11 protein-coding genes are annotated in these 16,769 nt (G+C 68.5%); 1 reads left to right on the top strand and 10 read right to left on the bottom strand.

All coding sequences use genetic code 11. The features are described from left to right. Positions 1-219: 219 nt before the first annotated feature. The 9 genes from U5771_RS03190 to U5771_RS03230 all read right to left on the bottom strand — a co-directional run bounded on the left by U5771_RS03190 (position 220) and on the right by U5771_RS03230 (position 13,088). On the bottom strand, positions 220-1,473 hold the full coding sequence (locus U5771_RS03190; RefSeq protein WP_322022616.1) for a lipoprotein-releasing ABC transporter permease subunit: 1,254 nt from the start codon (positions 1,471-1,473) through the stop codon (positions 220-222). Next, positions 1,470-2,093, bottom strand: a complete 624-nt coding sequence (locus tag U5771_RS03195; protein WP_322022617.1) for a histidine kinase — start codon at positions 2,091-2,093, stop codon at positions 1,470-1,472. The genes U5771_RS03190 and U5771_RS03195 overlap by 4 nt, the downstream gene beginning before the upstream one ends. Then, entirely contained in the window at positions 2,090-2,779 is a 690-nt protein-coding gene (locus U5771_RS03200) for a response regulator (protein WP_322022618.1), read from the bottom strand. The genes U5771_RS03195 and U5771_RS03200 overlap by 4 nt, the downstream gene beginning before the upstream one ends. Then, complete coding sequence (locus U5771_RS03205; protein WP_322022619.1) at positions 2,776-4,221, bottom strand: efflux transporter outer membrane subunit; 1,446 nt, start codon at positions 4,219-4,221, stop codon at positions 2,776-2,778. Before U5771_RS03205 ends, U5771_RS03200 begins: the two co-directional genes overlap by 4 nt. 4 nt (positions 4,222-4,225) lie before the next feature. Beyond that, entirely contained in the window at positions 4,226-7,369 is a 3,144-nt protein-coding gene (locus U5771_RS03210) for an efflux RND transporter permease subunit (protein ID WP_322022620.1), read from the bottom strand. A gap of 19 nt (positions 7,370-7,388) precedes the next feature. Further along, positions 7,389-8,549 (bottom strand): efflux RND transporter periplasmic adaptor subunit, encoded by a 1,161-nt coding sequence (locus tag U5771_RS03215; RefSeq protein WP_322022621.1) that lies wholly within the window; start codon positions 8,547-8,549, stop codon positions 7,389-7,391. A 340-nt stretch (positions 8,550-8,889) separates the two neighbouring features. Beyond that, on the bottom strand, positions 8,890-10,377 hold the full coding sequence (locus U5771_RS03220; protein ID WP_322022622.1) for an efflux transporter outer membrane subunit: 1,488 nt from the start codon (positions 10,375-10,377) through the stop codon (positions 8,890-8,892). Between the two features lie 13 nt (positions 10,378-10,390). Next, the gene (locus U5771_RS03225) at positions 10,391-11,977 is read right to left on the bottom strand and encodes a DHA2 family efflux MFS transporter permease subunit (RefSeq protein WP_322022623.1); all 1,587 of its coding nucleotides are present in this window, start codon (positions 11,975-11,977) and stop codon (positions 10,391-10,393) included. Then, positions 11,970-13,088, bottom strand: coding sequence for an HlyD family secretion protein (locus tag U5771_RS03230; RefSeq protein WP_322022624.1), 1,119 nt, complete (start codon positions 13,086-13,088; stop codon positions 11,970-11,972). The genes U5771_RS03225 and U5771_RS03230 overlap by 8 nt, the downstream gene beginning before the upstream one ends. A gap of 92 nt (positions 13,089-13,180) precedes the next feature. Between U5771_RS03230 and U5771_RS03235 the strand changes: the two genes are divergently transcribed. Further along, on the top strand, positions 13,181-14,026 hold the full coding sequence (locus U5771_RS03235; RefSeq protein ID WP_322022625.1) for a CerR family C-terminal domain-containing protein: 846 nt from the start codon (positions 13,181-13,183) through the stop codon (positions 14,024-14,026). A gap of 7 nt (positions 14,027-14,033) precedes the next feature. On the opposite strand, the gene U5771_RS03240 is transcribed toward U5771_RS03235, so the two are convergent. Continuing rightward, positions 14,034-16,514: a mechanosensitive ion channel family protein gene (locus U5771_RS03240; protein WP_322022626.1), complete on the bottom strand. Its 2,481-nt coding sequence runs from the start codon at positions 16,512-16,514 to the stop codon at positions 14,034-14,036. Between the last annotated feature and the right edge of the window lie 255 nt (positions 16,515-16,769).

The raw sequence follows: 16,769 nt of genomic DNA on the forward strand, positions 1-16,769 counted from the left end.
AAGAACGAAAGTTCGGTGTCAAACTTTTTCTGATTATATGAAACAAAATTAAATGGAATAAGCTGAAATGATTTTGAAAAGTTGTGGGGTATTTTGTAATTTTCAAAGACTCGTTCGGATGTAATGGCGCGTCGTCGGATCGGATAATCGACGGTTCAATTCGTAATGAGCGAATGGTTGTGGAGGAAACATTCGAGTCGCAGGTACCGGCTGCTCCGGTCACTCGTCGCGCAGCGCGGCCGCCGGATGGATCCGCGCGCTTCGCCAGCTCGGATACAGCGTCGCCAGCGATGACATCAGGAGCGACATCAGCGCCACCTCGATCACGTCGGCCGCGATGAGCTTCGACGGGAGTTCGTTCAGGAAGTAGACGGACGGCGTGAGAAACCGGATGCCGAGGGCGTGCTCGATCGTCGGCAACAACCACGGGATGCTCGACGCGATCGCGCAGCCGAGCGCGACGCCCGTCATCGTCCCGACGAGCCCGATCGTCATGCCCTGGATCATGAAGATGCGCATGATCGCGGCCCGCGGCGCGCCGAGCGTGCGCAGGATTGCGATAGCGCCGTGCTTCTGCGTGACGGTCATCACGAGCGACGACACGAGATTGAACGCCGCGACCGCGACGATGAGCAGCAGGATCAGGAACAGCATGCGCTTCTGCAACTGTTCCGCAATGAACCAGGTGCGGTCATGTTGCGTCCAGTCCCGGATGTACAGGTTGCCCGACAGCGTGCGCGACAATTGCGACGCGACCGCCGGCGCCTGCTCCATGTGTTCGATGCGCAGTCGCATGCCGGTCGGTGCGCGGAGACGGAACAGCGACTGCGCGTCGTCGATGTGTACGAACGCGAGTGCGCTGTCGTACTGGAAGTGCCCGGATTCGAAACTGCCGACGACGCGGAACTGCCGGAATTGCGGCATCGGGTCATGCGTCGCGCCCGATCCGGACGGCGCGAAAAACGTCAGGCGGTCGCCGGTCTGCACGTTCAGGTTCGCGGCGAGCGCGGCGCCGAGCACGATGCCGAGTTCGCCGGGAACCAGCGCATCGAGGCGGCCGCTTCGGATGTTCGTTGCGATGCCGGACACCTGCGGTTCGAGCCGCGGATCGATGCCGCGCAGGGCGACGCCCGTGACCTTGCCGTCGTGCGTGAGCAGCGCCTGAGCATCGACATACGGGGCCGCGCCGGTCACGGATGGATGACGCCGCGCTTCGACGGCGCTCTGCCGCCAGTCCGGCATGCTGCCGGTCGGCGAGAAGATCTCGATGTGCGACAGGACCGACAGCATCCGGTCCCGCACTTCGCTGCGGAACCCGTTCATGACCGACAGCACGATGATCAGCGCGGCGACGCCGAGCGCAATGCCGGCCATCGACGCGGCGGCGACGAACGAGACGAAGCCGCTGCCGGGCGCACGTTTGCCGGCGGATGCGTAGCGCAGTCCGATCTGCCATTCGTATGGAAGCTTCAACGGCGCTCCCGTGGCCGAAGCTCGCGCTTCGGCGTGTCGTCCCGCTCGACGGCCTGCAGGTTGTCGACGAGCCGGAACAGGCCGTCGACACAGTGCAGCAGGCGTTCGTCCGACACGTCGCCGGCTACCGACGCGAGTGTCCTGATCTCGTCCAGTCGCGCTTCGAGTTCCGCAAGCGGGGCGCGCACGATGCGGTCCGCATCGGCGGGCGAGGTCATCGTTTCGAAGGCAGCTGCGTGCTTGAAGCGAACGGTCATGGCATTGAAGTCCTCGATGAATGTCGACATGGCTCTCGGGCAACCGTCGCGGTCAATCGCGCGCACCGCAAGATCGCCGGCGACGATCCGGCCGGTAGCGTGTGCAACCGAGTCAAGCGCGTCGAGCGTTCGGCGAATCAGTCGGCACAGATCGGCCGCTGCTGCCAGCAGCCCGACCAGCAGCAGCGCCGCGAGCAGCGGGTACGTGAATGCATCGTGGCGCATCGCGTCGCGCGATAGTTCGGCCGGATGGCGCAACGTGTGGACGATCGACACGCCGGTGCCGGCCGCCAGCACGGCGACGATCGCGAGCAGCGCGATCGCCTGCCCGATTTGCCGGCTCGGCGTCGCCGGCCGGGTCACGGCATGCCCCTCAACCGGTAGCCGACCCCGCGCATCACTTCGGGCATGCCGGGCGCGCCGGCCTGATCGAGCTTCTTGCGCAGCCGGCTGATGTGGCTGTCGACCGTGCGTTCCATCGCGCTCACGTCGGCCATGCAGGCGTCGAGCAGTTCGCCGCGCGTGAACACGCGGTTCGGTGCACGGGCCATGTGCGCGAGCAGCCGGAATTCCGTGAGCGTCAGCGACACCGGCATGTCGATGGATTCCGTGCGCACGCGGACGAGATAGCTGTCGGTGTCGATCTCCAGGTCGCCGACCCGCAGCGTGCGAGCGGCCGACGGCGTGCGTGCGCGACGCAGGATCGCGCGCAGGCGTGCGACCACCTCGGCCGGGTCGAACGGCTTCACGATGTAGTCGTCCGCGCCGGCGCCCAGCGCGTGCAGCCTGTCGATGTCCCGGTCGAATGCGGTGACGACGACGACGGGTGTCGTACCGCGCCGTCGCAGTTCGGTCAGCACGTCCCAGCCGTTGCGGCCCGGCAGCTTGACGTCGAGCAGGATCAGGTCGGGCACCAGGTGCGGCTGTACGTCGAGCACGGCCTGCCCGTTGCCGACGCGATAGGTGCGAAAGCCGTCGTGCGTCAGGTACGCGTCGAGGATGTCCGAGATGTCGGGCTCGTCCTCCGCAATCAGGATCAGCGCGCTCATCGTTGCAGCGCCACGTTGGCCGACGGCGCGACGTCGGTATCCGTCAACCCGCCGCCGAGCGCCTTGTAGAGCGCGACGGCATTGGACAGTTCGCTGCGGCGCAGGTCGAGCAACGCCTGCCGCGCCGCGTAGAGCTGGCGCTGCGAGTCGAGCAGTTCCAGCCGCCCCTCGACGCCCGCGCGGTAGCGCAGGTTCGACAGGTCGGTGCGGCGCTCGGCCGATCCGACCACGCGCGTCTGCGCTTCGATCTGCCGGCCGAAGGTCTCGCGTCCGGCGAGGCCGTCGGCGACTTCGCGGAACGCGGTCTGGATCGCGCGTTCGTATTCGGCAACGGCGCTCGACTTGCGCACTTCCGCGAGACGCAGTTCCGAGCGCAGCCGGCCGCCCTGGAAGATCGGGACGGTGATCTGCGGCGCAAAGCTCCACACGTTCTGACCGCCGGCGAACAGGCTGCCCATCGCCGGGCTGAGGAAGCCGATCGACGACGTCAGCGACAGCCGCGGAAAGAACGCGGCGCGCGCCGCGCCGATGTCGGCATTGGCCGCGACGAGGTTCTGCTCGGCCTGCTGGATGTCCGGCCGGCGGAACAGCAACTCCGACGGCAGGCCGGCCGGCAGTTGCGTCATCACCGGCTGCTGCTCGAGCGGCAACGGGTCCGGCAGGTCCTTCGGCGGCTCGCTGCCGAGCAGCAGGCGCAGCGCGTTGCGCGCCTGCTCGACGGCGCGCGTGCGCGCCTCGAGATCGGCGGTCGCGCTCGCGACCTGGCCCTCGGCCTGCGCGATGTCGACGCCGCTCGCCTGGTGCGCTTCCTTCAGGCGGCGCGCGAGATCGAGCGACTGCTGCCAGTCGCCGAGCGTGCGCTCGGCGAGCGCGCGCTGTTCCTGCGCGAGGCGCTCCGCGAAGTACGCATCCGCCACGGCGCCGACGAGCGAGATCTGCACCGCGCGGCGGCCGTGATCGGTGGCGAGATAGCGCGCGAACGCCGCATCCGACAGCGACTTCACGCGGCCGAACAGGTCGATCTCGAACGCGCTGATGCCGACGTTGACGCCGTACTGGTTCCGCGTCGATTCGAGCAGCGGCGGATTCGACTGCGTGTCGGCCGCGGTACGCTGGCGCGTGAAGCTGGCGCCGGCGTCGATCGACGGCAGGCGCGCCGAGCGCTGGATGCCGTACTGCGCTTCGGCGGCCTCGACGTTCAGCGCGGCCAGCCGCAGGTCGCGGTTGTTGCGCAGCGCGACCTCGATCAGGCGCTGCAGGCGGCGATCGCCGAACATCGTGCGCCAGCCGAGATCGGCCGCGTTCGCGTGCTGGTCGGCGGCCGCGGCCGCCGTATAGGCGGTCGGCACCGGCATCGCGGGTTTCACCAGCACGGGCGTCAGCGAGCACGCGGACAGCGCGAGGGCGGCGGAAACCGCGGCGGAAAGAATAGGCAATCGCATGGCATCAACCTTGTGTTTCGTTATGCAGAGCATTGGGCTTCCGGCGCGCGGCGCGCCATGCTCCGATGCGTTCCTGGATGCTCATCACGAACACGAAGAACACCGGGACGAAGAAAATGGCCAGCACGGTGGCGGTCACCATGCCGCCGAACACGCCGGTACCGATCGCGTGCTGCGTTTCGGCGCTCGCGCCGGTCGCGATCATCAGCGGCACCACGCCGAGGCCGAACGCGAGCGACGTCATCAGGATCGGGCGCAGGCGCAGCTTCGACGCCTCGACGGCCGACTCGATCAATCCCTTGCCTTCCTCGCGCAACTGCTTCGCGAATTCGACGATCAGGATCGCGTTCTTCGCGGACAGGCCGATCACCGTGATCATCCCGACCTTGAAGAACACGTCGTTCGGCAAGCCGCGCAGCAGCACCGCGCCGATCGCGCCGAGCAGGCCGAGCGGCACCACCAGCATCACCGACAGCGGAATCGACCAGCTTTCGTACAGCGCGGCCAGCACCAGGAACACGACGATCATCGACAGCGCCATCAGCATCGGCGCCTGCGATGCCGACTGGCGTTCCTGCAGCGACTGGCCGGTCCACTCGACCGCGAATCCCGGCGGCAGTTGCGCGGCAAGACGTTCCATCTCGGCCATGGCTGCGCCGCTCGAATGGCCGGGCGCGGCGGTGCCGGCAATGCGCGCGGACGGGTAGCCCTGGAAGCGCACGAGTTGCAGCGGTGTTTCGGACCAGACCGGCTGGACCACTTCGGACAGCGGCACCATGCCGCCGGCCGCGTTGCGCACGTACAGCTTCATCACGTTGTCGAGCTGCATGCGCGCCGGCGCATCGGCCTGGATGATCACCTGCTGCATGCGGCCTGCGTTCGGGAAGTCGTTGACGTAGGTCGAACCCATCGCGGCCGACAGCGTGTCGCTGATGCTCGTGAACGACACGCCGAGCGCTTCCGCCTTCTGCCGGTCGATTTCGAGGCGCACGCTGGTGCCCGGAGGCAGGCTGTCGGGGTAGACGCCCGTCACCACCTTGCTTTGCGCGGCCAGTTCGAGCAGCTTCGTTTCGGCTGCCTTGAGCGCCGCGGTACCCTGGTTCGCCCGGTCCTGCAGGCGCATCGTGAAGCCCGAGCTGTTGCCGAGTTCGTCGATCGCCGGCGGCATCAGGCTCATCACCATGCCTTCGGTCACGCCGGACATCGCCTGCTGCGCGCGCTGCGCTTCGTCATGGGTGTTTGCGCCGTTGCGCGCGTTCCAGTCTTTCAGCACGCTGAAGTTCAGCGCGGCGTTCGAGCCGGACCCGGAGAAGCCGTAGCCGATCACCGAGATGTTCGACTGGATCGACGGACGCGAGTCGAGATGCTTCTCGAGCCTCTTCACCGCGTCGATCGTGCGCTCGTTCGTCGCATCGGCGGGCATCAGGAAGCTGGTGATGAAGTAACCCTGGTCTTCCTCGGGCAGGAACGATGCCGGCAGCGTACGAAACCCGATCGCCAGCGCGCCGCAAATCGCGACGAACAGCAGCATCACGCGGCCGGTGCGGCCGACCAGCCGGCCGACGCGGGTTGCGTACCACTGCGTCAGGCGCTCGAAGCGGCGGTTGAACCAGCCGAAGAAGCCGCGCTTCTCGTGATGGCCGGGCTCGACCGGCTTGAGCATCGTCGCGCACAGGGCCGGCGTGAGCGTCAGCGCGAGCAGCGCGGAGAACAGGATCGAGACGGCCATCGACATCGTGAACTGCTGGTAGATCACGCCGACCGAGCCGCTCGCCATCGCCATCGGGATGAACACGGCGGTCAGCACCAGCGTGACGCCGATGATGGCCCCGGTGATTTCCCGCATGGCCTTCGAGGTCGCCGCCTTCGGCGACAGACCTTCTTCGGCCATCAGGCGCTCGACGTTCTCGACGACGACGATCGCGTCGTCGACGATGATGCCGATCGCGAGCACCATGCCGAACATGGTCAGCACGTTGATCGAGAAACCCGCCATCAGCATGACCGTGAACGTGCCGAGCATCGCCACCGGCGCGACGATCGCCGGAATCAGCGTGTAGCGCACGTTCTGCAGGAACAGGTACATCACGAGAAACACCAGCACCATTGCCTCGATCAGCGTGTGCAGCACCTTCTCGATCGAGATCTTGACGAACGGCGACGTGTCGAACGGAATCGAGTAGCTCATGCCGGCCGGCATCGACTTGCCCAGTTCCGCGAGGCGGGTGCGCAGGGCATCGGCGGTCTTGACCGCGTTGGCGCCCGACGACAGCTGCACGGCCGCGAACGTTGCGGGCTTGCCGCCCTGGCGGCTCATGTAGGTGTAGGACTGCGAACCCAGCTCGACGCGCGCGACGTCGCCGAGCACGACCTTCGAGCCGTTCGCGTTGGCGCGCAGCACGATCGCGGCGAACTGTTCGGGCGTCGTCAGCTGTCCCTGGGCGGTCAGCGGCACCGTCACCCGCTGGCCGGGCAGGGACGGCGACGCGCCGAGGCTGCCCGGCGAGATCTGCACGTTCTGCTGCGCGACCGCGGTGGTCAGGTCGGTCATCGACAGGCCGTAGGTGATCAGCTTGTTCGGGTCGACCCAGATGCGCATCGCGCGCTCGGAACCGAACAGCTGCACGCGCCCGACACCTTCGGTGCGGCGCAGCTCCTCGACGACGTTGCGGGCCATGTAGTCGCTGAGCTCGCCTTCGGCGAAGCGGCCGTTTTCCGACTGGAGGCTGATGAACATCAGGAAGCCGGACGATGCCGATTCGACGATCAGGCCGTTCTGGCGCACCGCGGACGGCAGGCGTGGCTCGACGGCCTTGATCTTGTTCTGCACGTCCACCTGGGCCAGCGCCGGATCGGTGCCGGGCTTGAACGTCACGGTGATCTGCGCCATCCCCGAGGTGTCGGACGACGACTCGAAGTAGAGCAGATTCTTGACGCCGGACAGTTCGCGCTCGATCAGGCTCAGCACGCCGTCGCTCATGGTTTGCGGTGTCGCGCCCGGATAGGTCGCGTAGATCGTGACGCTCGGCGGCGCGACCGAGGGATAGCGCGCGATCGGCAGTTGCGGGATCGCGATCAGCCCCATCAGGATGATGAAGAGGGCGATCACCCACGCAAAGACCGGGCGACGGATAAAGAATTCAGCCATGACTGGACGCTCCCGTGACTCAGTGCGCGGACGCGGTCGTGGCCGCGTCGGGCGTCTTCCAGTCGGTCGCGGTCACGGCCGCACCGTCGGCGAGGCGCTCCATCCCTTCGACGACGATCTTCTGGCCGGCCTGCAGGCCCGACTTGATGCGGTAGCTGCGGTTCGTCAGCTCGCCGACTTCGACGGCCTTCAGATGCGCGGTGCCCTTCGCGTCGAGCACCCACACCTGCGGCTTGCCGCCGGCGCGCACGACGGCCTGCTGCGGCACCGTCACCGCGTTCGCGTAATGCGCGCGCGGAATGCGGGCGCGCACGTACATGCCCGGCAGCAGCTGGCGCTGCGGGTTGTCGACCAGCACGCGCAGCAGCACGTCGCCGGTACCCGGATCGACGTTGACGCCGGAGAACAGCATGCGGCCCTTCACGTCGTAGCGCGTGTCGTCGTCGCGCAGCACGTCGACCGGGAGGCCATTGCCGTCCGCCGCCTGCGGCTGGCCCGCGAGCGCGCCGCGCAGCGCGTCGAGCGACGCGGCCGGCTGGCGCACGTCCACGTAGACCTGGTCGATCTGCTGGATGCGCGCCATCGGCTGGCTGTCGGTGCTCGACACCAGCGCGCCTTCGGTCACCAGCGCCTGGTCGATGCGGCCGGCGATCGGTGCTTCCACGGTCGCGAATTTCAGGTCGAGCTGGCGGCGCGCGAGCGTCGCGCGGGCCTGCGCGACGTCGGCGGCGGCCTGGTCGCGTTGCGACACCGCGTCGTCGTACACCTGGCGGCTGATCGCGTCGGCCTCGACAAGCGGCTTGAAGCGCGCCGTCTGCACCTTCGCGCGTTCGAGCGCGGCCTGCGCGCGTTGCAGCGATGCAGCGGCCGTGTCCATGTCGGCCTTGAACGGCGCGGGATTGATCTGGAACAGCGGCTGGCCGGCGCGCACTTCGGTGCCTTGCTCGAACAGCCGGCGTTGCACGATGCCGCTGACTTGCGGCCGGATTTCGGCGATCCGCACGGCCGCGACGCGGCCCGGCAGATCCTCGGTCACGTCGAGGCGTGCGGCGGCCAGCGTCATCGCCGCGACCGGGGTGGCCGGCGCGGCTGCCTGCTGCTCGGCCGGTCCGCAGCCCGCCAGCAGGGCCGCCGTCAGCGCACAGGCGGCGCCGTGGCGGCATCGTTGTTGATTCTTCATAGCGACTCCAGGAAGCGCAGGCAGCCCACTGCCTGCTTTGACGGACTGGAGTTTGCGACGCCTGGTTGGCGTCTTTTATGCGGGAAGATGGAGATTCGATGGAGACAGCGAAAGGACGCGAAAGGCGGGCGGAATCCAGGCGGGGTGGGAAAGGAAGGGAGGTTTTCGTCCGACGAACCGACTCGATTGCACCAGCCATCGTGATCGGTACATCGTTCGAACGCGTGCGCGGCGGCCCGCGCACGCGGTATCGGGGCGGGTTGTCAGGCCGGCTGTCAGCCCGATTGTCAGCCCGGCTGGCAGGTCCGGCGCGACCGCGCCGTCGACGCTCGGCCGTGCGTCAACCCGCGTTCGTCCGCCATCCGAGCCCGAGGCTCTTCTGCAGCGACACGTAATCCTTGAGCAGCTCGGCTTGCCCGGCGATCACGTTCTGTTGCGCGGCGAGCGCTTCGCGTTGCGTATCGAGCAGGTCGATCATCGATGAGACGCCCGCGCGATAGCGCTGGTCCATTAGCGTCGCCGAATGGGTGGCGGACGTCTGCACCCGGGTGAGCGTGACGACGTGTTCGCGCTGGTGCCCGTAGCGCTGCAACGCCGTATTCGCGTCCTGCAACGCGCCGAGCACGGCCTTCCGGTAGTTCGCTTCCGCTTCGTCGCGCGACGCTTCCGCCGCCCGCACCGCGCCACGCGTGCGGCCGAAGTCGAGGATGTTCCATTGCAGGTACGGCGCGCCGATCCACGTGAAGTTCTGCTTGCGGAACAGGTGGCCCGGGTCCGTCGCGCTGAAGCCGAGGTCGCCGAGCAGCGTCACCTTCGGGAAATAGTCGGCGATGTGCTCGCCGATCTGCGCATGGTTCGACGCGAGCCGGCGTTCGGCCGCGCGGATGTCCGGGCGCTGCTTCAGCAGCGCCGCCGGATCGCCGACCGGCACGCTGCCGGGCAGTGTCGGCAGCGGCGCGCCCGTTGCCGACAGCGCGGCGTCGAGCGCACCGGGCGCCTGCCCGGTCAGGATCGCCAGCCGGTCGAGCGACTCCGTCACCTGCGCATCGAGCGGGAGCAACGATGCGCGCGTGTTCTCGACCTGCGTGGTCAGGCGTTCGATATCCGCATCGGCCGCGACGCCGCGCGCGCGGCGCTGCTGCGTGAGTTCGAGCATCCGCTGCTGCAGGTCGGCCGTGCGTTGCGACAGCGCGAGCCGCTGCTGCTGGTCGCGCAGGTCGACATACGCGGTCGCGACTTCGGCCGCGATCGACACCTGCGTGTCGGCGAGGTCGGCGTCGACGGCCTCCGCCTGCGCGGATGCGGCTTCGACTGCGCGACGCGTGCCGCCGAACAGGTCGATTTCCCAGGTCGCGTCGAAGCCGGCCGAATAGAGTTGCAGCGGACCGGAGCCGCCCAGCGACGGCGATGACCCGCCCGACTGGTTCGAACTGCCGGACGGCAGCAGCGAGCCGAGCGCGCTGACGTCCGGTTCGCGCATGCGGATCGCGGCGACGGTGGCCGACGATTTCGGCAGTTGCGCCGCGCGCTGTTGCGACAGTTGCGCGCGCGATGCGCGCAACCGTGCCTGCGCGGCATGCAGATCGGGGTTGTGCGCGAGCGCGGCGGCGATCAGGTCGTCGAGCCGGCGATCGTTGAGCGCGTGCCACCACGCGCTCGGCGCGGGCGCGGCGGTGTCGACGCCGGAGGCCGGCGCGCGCACGAAGGTCGGCGCGTCGGGGGCAGCGGGGGCGCCGCGGTAGTCGGGGCCGACGGTACAGCCGGCGAGCAGGCACGCGGCTGCGCACAGCGTGAGCGCAGGGCGGCGGGGCAAGGAGAAGGGCTTCATCGTGCAAGACGGTTCAATGGCCGGACGACATCGGCTGCGGGCCGCGCGGCGTCTTCAGCAGCAGCGCGAGCGGCACGCAGGCGAGCAGCGCGAGGCCCAGCAGGTAGAAGGTTTCGGAATAGGTCATCACGATCGCCTGGACCTGGATCTGCTGCGCGAGCTGGCCGAGCGCGCGCAGGTTCGAATACGCGAGGTCGCCCGTGTGCGCGAACCAGTTCGCCGCATAGGCCGACAGCCGTTCCTGCCCGATCGGCGAATTGGCGGTCACCGATTCGCGCAGCGCGGCCGCATGGAAGGTCGTGCGCCGGTCGATCACGGTGCCGATGATCGCGAGCCCGATCGAGCCGCCCAGGTTGCGCGCCATGTTGTAGAGCCCGGCCGCGTCGCCCGAGTCCTCGCGTGCGACGGCCGCCATCGACGCCTGGTTCAGCGGCATCATCGCGAGCATCTGCGCGACGCCGCGAATCAGTTGCGACCACACGAAATCGTGGCCGACGCTCTGTGCGGTCAGGCTGATGTCGAGCATGCAGCTCAGGCAGAACAGCAGCAGCCCCGAGATGACGAGAATGCGGAAGTCGACCTTGCCGAGCAGCCGCGGCAGGATCGGCATCACGAGAAACGCGGGCAGGCCGGACAGCAGCATGATCGCGCCCGCCTGCTCGGCGTTGTAGCCGGCGACGATCGCGAGGAACTGCGGCAGCAGGTACGACACGCCGTACAGCCCGGCGCCCACCGCGGACACGATCACGATCACGCTCGCGTAGCGCGGATTGCGCATCAGCGACAGGCGCATGATCGGCCGCTTCGCGAAGCGCTGCGACAGCGCGATCAGGATCATTCCGGCGAGCGACACGTAGCTCAGCGTCACGATCATCTGCGACTCGAACCAGCGTTCGCGCTGGCCTTCCTCGAGCACGACGGTCAGCGAGCTCAGCCCGATCGCGAGGCCCGTGATCCCGAGCCAGTCCGCGTTGAAGAACGTGTGCCATTGCGGCCGGTCGGACGGCAGCCCGAATATCAGCAGCGCCATCAGCAGCAGGCACACCGGCAGGTTCAGGAAGAAGCACCAGCTCCAGCTGATGTTCTCCGCGAGCCAGCCGCCGACCACGGGGCCGAACAGCGGACCGAGCAGCACGATCAGCCCGAACAGCGTCATCCCGACCGGCAACTGCGACAGCGGCAGCCGCGTGCGGATGATGGTTTGCGCGGTGGGGATCAGCGCGCCGCCCGTGAAGCCCTGGCCGATGCGCCCGGCGATCATCATCGCGAGCGAATTCGACCAGCCGCACATCATCGAGAACGCGATGAACAGCGCGGCATTCGTCAGCAGGAAATTGCGCAGCCCGAACACGCGCGTGAGCCATGCGGCGAGCGGGATCATCACGATTTCCGACATCAGGTAGCCGGTCGAGATCCACGTGCCTTCGGTGCCGGTCGCGCCGATCTCGCCCTGGATCTGCGGCAGCGCGGAGTTCGTGATCGAGATGTCGAGCGTCGCCATCAGCGCGCCGAGCGCGCCGGCGGCGACCGCGATCCAGTCGGTGACGCTCGCGCGGCCTTCGTGCGGCGGCGCGGACGGGGTGGCGGCGGTATCAGCCATGGCGTTTCTCGTTGCCGTCCGAACGCGTGTCGACGTCGACGGTCACGGACAGCCCCGGCAACAGCATGCGTTGCGCGCGCGCGTTCGCGGCGAGGCGGATGCGCACCGGCACACGCTGCACGATCTTCGTGAAGTTGCCGGTCGCGTTTTCGGGCGGCAGCAGCGCGAACTGCGCGCCGGTGCCCGGTGCGAAGCTGTCGACGGTGCCGGTGAGCGCGTCGTCCGGCAGCGCGTCGACGTGCAGCTCGACGCGCTGGCCGATGCGCATCCGGCCGATCTGCGTTTCCTTGAAGTTCGCGACGAGGTAGATCGCGTCCACCGGCACGACGGTCAGCAGGCGCGTGCCGGGCTGCACGTACTGGCCGACGCGCACCGTGCGGTCGCCGACGCGGCCGTCGAGCGTGCTGCGCACGATCGTGTTGTCGAGGTCGAGTTGCGCCTCCGCGGCGCTCGCCTGCGCGGCTTCGAGCTGCGCGTGCGCCTGCTGCAGCTGCGCGGTGAACGACGCGATCTGCGTGCGGGCGGCAGCGATCGACGCGTTGTTCGCGGCGAGCGTCGCGGCCGCCTGATCGCGCGTGCTCTTCAGGTCGGCCACGCGTTCATGCGTCTCGGCGCCGGTCGCCGCGAGCGGCGCATAGCGTGCATATTCGTCGCTCGCGTGGCGCGCATTGATCAGCGAGACCTTTGCCTGTGCTTCGGCCTGCTCGAGGTTCGCGCGCTGCTGGCTGATGTCGGCTTCGGCACGCGCGATGTCGGCGCGGCGTGCGTCGACGGTCGCGGTCGACTGCGCGAGCGCCACCCGGTACTGGCGGACGTCGAGCCGCACCAGCGGATCGCCCGCCTTGACGGCCTGGTTGTCGCGCACGTAGACGTCGGTCACGTACCCGGCGACCTTCGGTGCGGCCGTCATGTTGTCGGCCTGCAGGTACGCGTCGTTGGTGCTTTCGACGAAGCGGCCGATCGTCCACCAGTGGCCGAGCCACACGGCGCCGCCGAGCGCCGCGGCCGCGACGACGGCGATCAGGATGCGCCGCTTCGAGCTGCCGTCGCGCGGCGATGATGTGGTTTCCTGACGATCTGCTTTCGATGGCGGGTCTTGCGGGGAGGACATGCGGGCATCCAATTTATTCCAGTCGGACGAATTATTCCAGTCGGAAAATTTCTGTCAAGTAGAATGTCGGTCGATCGAATGACGAGGGATGCATGAACGAAGCGAAGAAGCTGCGGCGCACGTCGACGAGCGGCTACGCGCGCGGTGACGAGACGCGCCAGCGGATCATCGACGCGGCGATCGAGCTGTTCGGCGAATACGGGTTCGCCGGCGCATCGACGCGCGACATCGCCGCGAAGGCCGGCGTGAATGCACCGGCGCTCCAGTACTACTTCGAGAACAAGGAAGGCGTGTACCGCGCCTGTGTCGACGCGATGGCCGAACTCGGCTGGAGCGTGCTGGGCCCGGCGGTCGAACATGCGCGGCAGGTGCTCGACGCGGATGCTGACGTCGATGCGCTGATCGACGCGTTCATCGACATTCTTCGCATGTTGGCCGACCGGATGTTCACGGTGCCGAAGACGCTGGGGCAGCGGATGTTCTTCGCGCGCGAGCAGGTCGGGCAGGAGCCGGCGAGCGCGACGGAAATTTTGATGAAACGCGTGCGCAAGCCGCTCAACGACGTGAGCGCCGAACTGATCGGCCGGATCTCCGGGAGGCTGGCCGACGATCCGGTCACGCGGCTGCGCGCGATGAGCCTGTTCGGGCAGCTGACGGTATTCCACCTCGTGCCGCGCTCCACGCTGCAACTGCTCGACTGGGACAGTTTCGACGGTGAAGGCGGTGCGCTGGTGATGGCGACCATTGCCGATCAGACGCGCGTGCTGCTCGAACACTGGCATGCACAGCGCGGCGCAGTCGCCGATGGTCCGCACGCCGTTGCAAAGCGGCGCACGGGCGCAGACGCCGGCGCGCCGGCGAAACGCGCGCGGAAAAGCGCCGCGACGGCGCGCACGGTGAACGCCACGCCGCGCGCGAAAAAGCCCGCGGCGCGCTGAGCGCGTATCAGTCCGTTGCCGGCCGGCGTTCCGGATTGCCTGACGCTGGCGGCCGGGCGGCGGTATCGGCCGCATCAGCCGCATCGGCGGCATCGTCGCTGGCGCGATGGGTGCCGTCGCCGCCTTGCCCGCGTGGCGCACCTGCGTCATACGCGACGAGGCTGCGCTGCGGATTCGCGATCCGGATCCCGCGTTCGCGGAACAGCACCGCGATCCGCCGGTTGAATTCGCGCTGCACGCCCCAGCGTGACGAGTCCTTGCACTGGATCTGTCCTGCCAGCGCGATCGCCGCGCCGTCGACCTGGTCGATGCCCCAGTAGCTGAAATCCGACAGGATGCCGTCCTGGTAATTCGGATCGTCGCGCAACGCGGCGCCGATCTCCTTCAGCGTCGCGATCGCGCGATCGATGTCCTGGCCGTAGGCGATGCTGACCTTGACGGCCGCGTTGCCGAGCCCGCGATTCGTATTGTTGACGGTCGTCACCGAGCTGAACGGGATCGTGTACAGCGATCCGTCGCCCCCGCGCAGCCGCACGGTGCGGATCGACAGGTATTCGACCGTGCCGGATACGCCGGCGAGCGTGACCCAGTCGCCCACCTGCATCGCGTTCTCCATCAGCAGGAAGATCCCGGTGATGAAATCCTGCACGAGCTTCTGCGAGCCGAAGCCGAGCGCGACGCCGAAGATGCTGGCGCCGGCGAGCAGCGGACCGATGTTCACGCCGAGTTCGCTGAGGCCGGTCAGCACGACGACGAGCGCGATCATGATGAACAGCAGCGAACGCAGCATCGGCAGCAGCGTGCGCAAGCGCGCCGCGCGCACCAGGTTGCCTTCGCGTGTCCACTGCTGCAGGCGGCGCTCGATCGCGATGTTCGCGGCTTCCCAGACGATCAGCGCGACGACGGCTGCAATCGCGATCGTGAGCAGCGCCGACGCGAGCCGATGGCCGATCGTGCCGGTCTCGAACGCGTGGAAGATCGGCACGCCCCAGATCTGCAGCAGCAGCACGACGGTCACGACGGCGATCGCCGCCGACACGCTCTGGCGCACCAGCGGGTAGTAGCGGTACGCGTGCAGGTGGACGAGCGTGCGATCGTCGTCGCGGCGCTGGAACAGCCGCGCGAGCGCGCCGAACACGACGATCGACACGATCCGCATGCCGATCAGCAAGGCGATCGAGCGGCCGCCGAGCGCGATCAGCACGCGATAGCCGTTGTGGACGTCGAGCGCCCACACGAACCACAACGCCATCACGACGAACACCGACACGGGCGCCCACGCGTCGGCGAGCGCATTGCCGATCATCGCGAAGGCCGGCCGATCTTCGCCGGCCGCACGGATCCGCGCGGCGACCGGCTGGCGGCACCGCAGGATCAGCGCCGAGATCATCAGGTGGCCGACGAGCGCGACGGCCTTCAGCAGCGCGACGTGGCCGGCGTCGCTGAGGCCGAAGTTCGCGGCGATCTCGACCGCGGCCGTGCAGGCGCCGACGACGATCGCGATCCGCGCGATCGAGCGCTGGGCGAGCGCGGCCCACGCGTCGCTGATGTGCAGCAGCCGCAGTTGCCGCGCATCGGGCTGGAAGAACAGCCGGCTGACGATCGTCACGAGGCGGCAGATCACGTAGATGTCGATCAGCGATTCGAGTGCGGTTTCGGTCGGCGTGCCGGCGCCGTCGAGCACCGACATCGTCAGGCTCGCGACGCCGACGAACACCAGCAGCGGCACCACCCGCAGTGCGAGGCTGACCAGCGCGCGCGGCATCCGGCGCAGCAGCGTGGTGTGGCGCCGCGCGTGGCCGCGGCCTTGAGAGGACGTATCGGGCGTGTCGGTGCCGTCGGCGCTGGCAGCGGAGGTGGCCGGTTCCGGGGTTGAAGCGGTGTCGTCGGGTTCAGGCGCGTCCGTTTCGGCCGGGCGCGACGATTCGGCGCGCCGTGCGCTCAGGGCGGCCAGCGCGCGCCGCAGCAGCCGTTTCGCGAACCATTCGACGACGAACGCGGGCACGAGCACGGCGAGCATGATCAGGATCGCGCGCGTGAGGTCCGCACGTTCGTCGGCACGCACCAGCCGCTCGTGCCACCAGCTACCGACCGAGCCGACATCAAGCAGCGAGCGCAGCGATTCGTTCAGCGCGCCGCCGATTTGACCGGCCCAGCGCGATCCCTGCCGGACCAGCATCGACGCGAGCCCGTTCGTCGTGAGCGCGGCGGGGGCAGCGGCAGCCGATGCCGCACTGGCCGGGGCCGCGGCGCTCGCCGGGAGCGCGGGCGTGCTCAGCACGCCGACCGCCGCGATCGCGCGCAACGTCGTTTCGACCTGTTCGCGTTCGCGCGGGTTTTGCAGGACGGAGAGGGCCTGCTGCGCCTGTTGCGGCGTCAGCGCGGGCACGGCGCCGGAGGCGGCCGATGCGGCGGCCGGGGCAGGGGCGGCCGCGTGGGCGGCCGATACGACGGCGGCGAACAGCCAGCCGAGCAGGAAATGTCGCATGGGTAGGCGTGCGGGCGCGCGTCGAAACGGGGCCCGCCGATCTGGACGATGGACGGAAGTTAACATGATCGCGATCGGAACCGAATAGTTCCGTCGACGAGTATTCGCATCGGGCATGTGGCACGCGGTGCGGGCGTTTGCGGCCTGCCGGGCGGTTCGTTCCGCGTGGCGCCTGGGTCCGGGCCGTTCATGATCCACCCCGCGGGCAGGTCGTCGGGACGATGACCGCGGTTCCGGCGACAGCGCCCGGTCGGG

Origin of the sequence: Burkholderia sp. BCC1977 (genome assembly GCF_905339595.1) — a bacterium.
In the GTDB taxonomy this organism is placed as follows: Bacteria; Pseudomonadota; Gammaproteobacteria; order Burkholderiales; family Burkholderiaceae; genus Burkholderia.